General features: G+C 44.3%; 8 protein-coding genes. 7 read left to right on the forward strand and 1 reads right to left on the reverse strand.

Annotated elements, in window-relative coordinates:
- Window positions 1-240: 240 nt before the first annotated feature.
- From MMY95_RS01390 to MMY95_RS01410, 5 genes are all read left to right on the forward strand, one after another.
- Window positions 241-849, forward strand: coding sequence for a metallophosphoesterase (locus tag MMY95_RS01390; RefSeq protein WP_003641558.1), 609 nt, complete (start codon window positions 241-243; stop codon window positions 847-849).
- Between the two features lie 69 nt (window positions 850-918).
- Entirely contained in the window at window positions 919-2304 is a 1386-nt protein-coding gene (locus MMY95_RS01395; RefSeq protein ID WP_241277462.1) for a bifunctional UDP-sugar hydrolase/5'-nucleotidase, read from the forward strand.
- A gap of 18 nt (window positions 2305-2322) precedes the next feature.
- Window positions 2323-2952: a YutD family protein gene (locus MMY95_RS01400; RefSeq protein WP_003641560.1), complete on the forward strand. Its 630-nt coding sequence runs from the start codon at window positions 2323-2325 to the stop codon at window positions 2950-2952.
- A gap of 21 nt (window positions 2953-2973) precedes the next feature.
- Window positions 2974-3765: a TIGR01457 family HAD-type hydrolase gene (locus tag MMY95_RS01405; protein ID WP_003641561.1), complete on the forward strand. Its 792-nt coding sequence runs from the start codon at window positions 2974-2976 to the stop codon at window positions 3763-3765.
- Window positions 3749-4390, forward strand: coding sequence for a TIGR01906 family membrane protein (locus tag MMY95_RS01410; protein ID WP_053267792.1), 642 nt, complete (start codon window positions 3749-3751; stop codon window positions 4388-4390). The genes MMY95_RS01405 and MMY95_RS01410 overlap by 17 nt, the downstream gene beginning before the upstream one ends.
- Before the next feature lie 90 nt (window positions 4391-4480).
- Here MMY95_RS01410 and MMY95_RS01415 read toward each other — a convergent pair whose 3' ends face one another.
- Window positions 4481-5137, reverse strand: coding sequence for a VTT domain-containing protein (locus MMY95_RS01415; RefSeq protein ID WP_003641563.1), 657 nt, complete (start codon window positions 5135-5137; stop codon window positions 4481-4483).
- Window positions 5138-5300: 163 nt separating this feature from the next.
- Between MMY95_RS01415 and MMY95_RS01420 the strand changes: the two genes are divergently transcribed.
- Together MMY95_RS01420 and MMY95_RS01425 are read left to right on the forward strand one after the other, a co-directional pair.
- The gene (locus MMY95_RS01420) at window positions 5301-5885 is read left to right on the forward strand and encodes a peptidylprolyl isomerase (protein ID WP_104795811.1); all 585 of its coding nucleotides are present in this window, start codon (window positions 5301-5303) and stop codon (window positions 5883-5885) included.
- Window positions 5886-6015: 130 nt separating this feature from the next.
- On the forward strand, window positions 6016-6423 hold the full coding sequence (locus MMY95_RS01425; RefSeq protein ID WP_003644624.1) for a CvfD/Ygs/GSP13 family RNA-binding post-transcriptional regulator: 408 nt from the start codon (window positions 6016-6018) through the stop codon (window positions 6421-6423).
- Window positions 6424-6512: the final 89 nt, after the last annotated feature.

A 6512-nucleotide genomic window follows, 5' to 3' on the forward strand; every position in this document is an offset into this window, starting at 1 on the left:
TGTTCAGTAAATGCCAAAACTGTCAGCTTTGACTCGGTGGAAACGGTTTGTTTAGTATAAACTTGCCGAGTTAGTGTGCCATATGATGACTGACAGTCGTAATAGGATTCGAATGACTGACATGGGTACATGCTGACGAACGGATAAGTCAGCTTTTCAAGCAAAAGTCATGAAATTCGCTAGACATGACACATCCGATTGATGTTACAAATGTAAATATACGAATAAGAGGTTTGAACGATGCAATATTTTACGTCCGACACACATTTTTATCATGCTGATTTGTTGGGGGACAACGACTTTGCGCCCCGGCTATTTCCAGATGTAGAGACAATGAACCAAGCGATTGTTGACCATTGGAATGCCCGTGTGACGGATCAGGATACAGTCTATCATTTAGGCGATGTTGCGCTGTATTTTACGCGACCAGCGAAATTGTCTTATGAGCGGGTTTTTGCACTCTTAGCACAGTTAAATGGCAAAATCATTTTTATAAAGGGAAACCATGATTCACGGGCCTTCTTTAAGTATTTGGCTGCTCATGATCCACAGTTGAATGGTCAACCGAAGTTTGAATTTCACGACGTGGGGGTACTGATTAAGTACGACCACCGCCAATACTATATGACGCACTACCCAATGATGATGGGGATCGTCAAACAAATTATCAATTTGCACGGGCATATTCATCATTATGCCGTCAACGTCAAGGAGAACATCAACGTGGGTGTCGATACACCAGAAGTCGATTACTTGGACCATCCGGTGCCCTTTGGAACGCCATTTTCACTGGCCGAGATCGAGCAGATGGTTGACGGTAAAGCCATTGATTTTGCCAAGCGCCAGTAAGCGAGTGCTTGACCGACTTTGGTGAATGCTTTAGGATTAACAAAGACAACGATTGAGGGGCGATTGACCGTGGACGAGCAAGTCACGATTCTGCATACCAATGATATTCATTCGCATTTTGAAAACTGGCCACGTATTCAACGGTATTTATTAACCGAACGTGAGCAGCGCCGGCAATCTGGAAGCCATGTGATCACGGTTGACCTCGGCGACGCGGTTGATCGTGCCCATCCACTCTCAGAAGCCACTCAAGGGCAGGCCAACGTGGCGTTATTGAACGCGATTGGCTATGATGCGGTCACGATTGGCAATAATGAAGGACTGGGTTTAACGCACGCGGCCTTAAACCGGTTGTATGACCGCGCCAACTTTGATGTTGTTCTCGATAATTTGACAGATACTGCAACGCAACGACCGCCGCAGTGGGCATTACCAGCTAAAATCATTACAACTGCACGGGGGACACGAGTCTTGTTGCTGGCATTTACGGCACCGTTTACGTTGACTTACCCGTTGAACGGTTGGACGCCGGCCAGTGTTAAGACGCGATTCCCAGAGTTGTTACGACAATATGCAGGGCAATATGATGTCTTAATCGTGATGTCCCACCTTGGTATCAATGTCGATCGGTGGTTAGCAAAACAGTTTCCGGTGATCGATGTTGTTATTGGCAGTCATACGCATCATTTACTGGTGAACGGTGAACTGAAAAATGGGGTCCTGATAGCGGCAGCTGGAAAATACGGTGAGTATATTGGGCGAATTGAACTGACGATTGATCATCAACATCACGTTAAAGCGGCCGCGGCGCATACTGTTGCCACGGCCAGCTTACCAATTGTGGCCGGTGATGAAACGTTGATTACTGGCTGGGAGCAACAGGGTGAAACGTTACTCACGCGGCAAGTTGTTGCGAAGGTGCCGACGCAGCTGCGGCCACATTGGCACCATGCAAGTGATTTGACGGCCCTCGGGCTAGCGGCCGTTACGGACTATGCCAAAACTGATCTAGGTATGTTGAACGGTGGCCTGTTCATGCGGGATCTTCCCGCAGGCATGGTCAACCGAAATGATTTACATACCATGCTACCTCACGCGATGCATGTTATTCGAGTGACGTTAAGTGGTGAAGCATTGTGGCGCTTAGTCTATGAGATGGAGTTAGTTCGCCCGTTTTTGAACAAATTTCCGATTAAAGGAATGGGATTTCGTGGTCAAGTCTTTGGTTATATCCAGTACCAGGGCCTCACGTGGAAAACGGGACAGCATACATTACTAGTGAATGGTCAGCCGGTCAATCGGCAACAAACGTACCAGATTGCGTTATTAGATCATGATTTATTCATTCCGTTTTTCCCGACCATTAATATCAGTGGTCGAACTGAGATATTATTTGAAGCCATGTTAAGAACGGTCGTTGGCGATTACTTAATGCGTCGATGGCCGGTTAAATAAGAGAAAGGTGGTGTCAATGTGAATCGCGAACATATTGATGAACTAGCTGAACAACAAGCGGAACGGCGGCGCAATTTGTATCATGGATTACGAACTGATAAGACCCACTTTGAAGTTAGCAAGCACCCGTTTGAAATCGTGTACGATTATCGCCAAGGGTTTGACCTCGACAAGTTCGTTGAGCGCTACAGCTCAATTTTAAATAAATATGATTATATTGTCGGTGATTGGGGTTTTGAACAGTTACGGTTAAAAGGTTTTTTCCGTGATGATATGAAAGATGTCCAGCGCTCACAGACGATTGGGGCGGTCCAAGACTATCTGTACGAATATTGTAATTTTGGTTGCGCCTATTTTATCATTAAAAACGAACGGGTCATTAAACCTAAGCGTACCAGTCGCTCACGTAAGGATGATCGGCGGGGAAAGAAAAACACTAATAGTCGGCAATCCCGAGCGCGGAGTAACCGTAACAGTAGTCGCAGCAAACAACGACGGAAGTCTCATAGCTTCACCACTAAGCAGAAGGCCGCACCGTTTACTGAAAAGCGGCGGCAACCGGCGAAAGTTACGGCCGGTAATGGTAAGCAAGCGCAAACAACGAAGCAGAGTAGTGGTAAACGCCACTTTACGATTCGACAAAAGTAGGAACAGAGAGAGGTATTTTGATTGGGTAAGTACAAGGGTTATTTAATTGATTTAGATGGAACAGTTTATCGTGGTCGGGAACGTATTCCTGCTGCTAAACGGTTTATTGAACGACTACAGGCTAGTCAGACTGATTTTTTATTGGTCACGAATAACACGACTAAATCACCAGAAGATGTGGCTGCAAACTTAGCGAACAATCATGATATTCATGTGAGTCCTGCGAATGTTTATACGGCAGCGTTAGCGACTGCAGACTATGTTAATGACCTTGCAGGTGATGGTGATAAAACGATGTACGTCATCGGGGAACTTGGCTTGAAGGGTGCAATGTTGGAAAAGGGCTTCAAGTTCGATGAGCGCACACCTAGATTCGTAATCGTTGGTTTAGACTATGATGCGACCTACCATAAATTTGAACTTGCTACGCTGGCAATTAAGCGGGGGGCTAAGTTCATTGGCACCAACGCGGATACTAATCTTCCAAATGAGCGGGGGCTAGTGCCAGGTGCTGGTTCAGTAATTGCGATGGTCGAACGGGCCACCCAACAACGTGCAACTTACATTGGTAAGCCGGAGACAATTATTATGCAGAAAGCGGTCGACCGGATTGGTCTCGATAAGCACGATTGTGTGATGGTTGGTGACAATTATATGACGGATATCTCAGCGGCAATTAACTTTGGGATTGACTCCTTATTGGTGTATACCGGTGTCTCTACCCCTGAACTAGTGGCACAACAGGCCGTCAAACCAACTAATGAGATCAATTCTTTGGACGAATGGGACCTAGACGATGGTGTGGCTAAATAAATTTAAAAATGCGGCTCAGTGGCTGAGTTTATACTTATGGTTAGTGAGTGGCACGATAATTGTAACAATCAACGCGAGCTGGTTGTATTTTGCCAATGCGGTTGGTCAAAAGTTAGGCGCAACTGTGAATTTGACATTGGGACGGCTGATGACGAACTACTATCAGCTGTTAGCATATCTTAACTTTCCGTGGGTACCCAAATTAACTATGAACGATTTTACGGATTCGACGAGTGCGTTGGTTCACTTTGCGGATGTGAAGAATCTATTTATGCTTGATTACGGTGTGTTTATCGTCACGAGTGTTGTGGTCTATTTTTTTTGGCAGCGACTACGACATGATCGACAATTGTGGCGGTTAGTATTACCGATGCAGACAGCCCTCTGGGTACCACCAGTAGTGACCGTTATAATGGCTATCAATTTTGATCAGTTCTTTATCATGTTCCATAAGATCTTATTTCGCAATTCGGACTGGTTGTTCGATCCACTATTGGACCGAATCATTTTGGCCTTGCCGGATACGTTCTTCGGTCAGTGCTTTGTTCTAGCGTTTATCCTGATTGAGTGGTCTTTTTTTTACTTACTCAGTATCGGCAGACAAGCGTTACGTGAAGCGGATTAATGAAGAGTATTTACAGTGGACACTGCATTTTAAGTTAGATTATAAAAGGCCGGTCAGCTATTATTAGCTGATCGGCCTTTTATAATTGGATTAATCTTCGTTTTCAGTTGGATGGCTAAAGCGTGCGCGGATAGCAGAGAAGACAGCTGGAATCAGTGAAACCAGGATGATTCCAATGACAACCATCGAAAAGTGTTCCTTAACGAACGGGATATTACCGAAGTAGTAGCCACCACCACAACAGAGAATGACCCACAGGACACAGCCGATAACGTTGTAGCGAATGAATTGTTGATACTTCATTCGCGAACTGGCAGCTACAAATGGGACAAAGGTTCGGATGATTGGCATGAAGCGTGCGATGGTCACGGTGATGCCACCATGTTTTTCGAAGAATTTTTCGGACTTTGCCAGCTGTTTTTGATTGATCAGTCTACCAAACCAGGATGTTTCAGTTAGGCGTTCTCCTAGGGAATGACCAATATAGAAGTTAAGTGAGTCGCCCGCCAAAGCTGCCACCAAGAAGAGAATGACAAAAGTCCAGATATGTAAGCCATAGGTTGGATTAGCGGCGAGTGCGCAAGCTGCAAATAAAAGGGAGTCACCGGGAAGAAATGGTAAAATGACCGCGCCAGTCTCAATGAAGATGATGGCAAAGAGAATTAGGTAGGTCCAGATTCCAAAACTATTCACGATGGTGACTAAGTGTTGGTCAATGTGCAACACAAAATCGATTAAAAAACTCATGGTTACCTCCAAGTAATGTGAAATTAATCCTATCTAGGTTACCAGAAAATCAGTCGAAATACTATGCTTAGTCGCTAATCGCAAGAAATCCTTACAAATGGCTAGCATTTAATCGAGTTCTCTTGTATTATCAAGATAATCTTAATAGAAAACGGGTGATTTTGTGGCATTTCCGCAATTAGATTTAAGTCAGGTCGATGGACCAAAAGCAACAATCAAAACTAACTTTGGTGATATTAAGGTTCAACTATTTCCAAAGCAGGCCCCCAAGAGTGTTGAAAACTTTGTTGGTTTAGCTCAGAAGGGTTACTACGATGGCATTATCTTCCACCGGGTCATTCCTGATTTTATGATTCAGGGTGGCGATCCAACCGGTACCGGGATGGGTGGCGAAAGTTTGTGGGGTAAACCATTTGAAGATGAATTCTCAAAAGAGGTTTTCAACTTGCGAGGGGCATTATCAATGGCCAACGCTGGTCCTAATACGAACGGTAGCCAATTCTTTATCGTTCAAAAGCCACAATTAGATGCTGGGATGAGTGATCAGATGAAGCAAGCTGGTTATCCGGAAGAAATCGTGACTGCGTATGGCAATGGTGGCACACCCTGGCTAGATTTCCGGCACACTGTTTTTGGTGCAGTTAGTGATGGGATGGATATCGTTGATAAGATTGCGGCCACTGAGACTGGTATGCAGGATAAACCAGTGAAGGATGTTGTGATCGAAACAATTACAATTGAAGATTAGTTAGTTTGAAAGAAATCTGCAGCTGCGGGTTTCTTTTTTTGCAATTACGATTTTGCAATCCGCTGTATTCAGGTTATAATATTGGGGATTAGAATTATCGACAATAATAGAATGAATGAGAAAGGATGGTATGATCGTGAGCAATTATCGAATTGGTATGCGGGTACACGGACGAGTCACTGGTATTCAACCATATGGTGCTTTTGTCACCTTAGATGGTGAGCATCAGGGATTGATTCACATTTCAGAGTGTCATGAAGGATACGTTAAAAGTATTACTGAGTATCTAAAGGTTGGTCAAGCCGTAGATGTTATTATTTTAGATATTGACGAATATACTGGAAAAATCAGCTTGTCATTACGTTGTATCGAGCATCAACCGCATCCGACGGTCAATGATTTGGAAATCTACAAGACTTTTCGGCATAAGCATTTTTGGACGAATCGGCATGTTCATGCTGGCTTTGAACCAATTGCCAATCATTTAGCGAGTTGGACTTCGGATTCACTAAATCGATTGAAAGCGGGTGAGTATTAGTGCAGAAAAAAGTTGCCGGGACAATTATTTATAATGAAGTGAACCCACAAGTTTGGACAACTAAATTAAGCTGCTAACTGATTGGCAAG

Source organism: Lactiplantibacillus sp. ME-2, from assembly GCF_022549155.1.
Lineage (GTDB): Bacteria > Bacillota > Bacilli > Lactobacillales > Lactobacillaceae > Lactiplantibacillus > Lactiplantibacillus plantarum.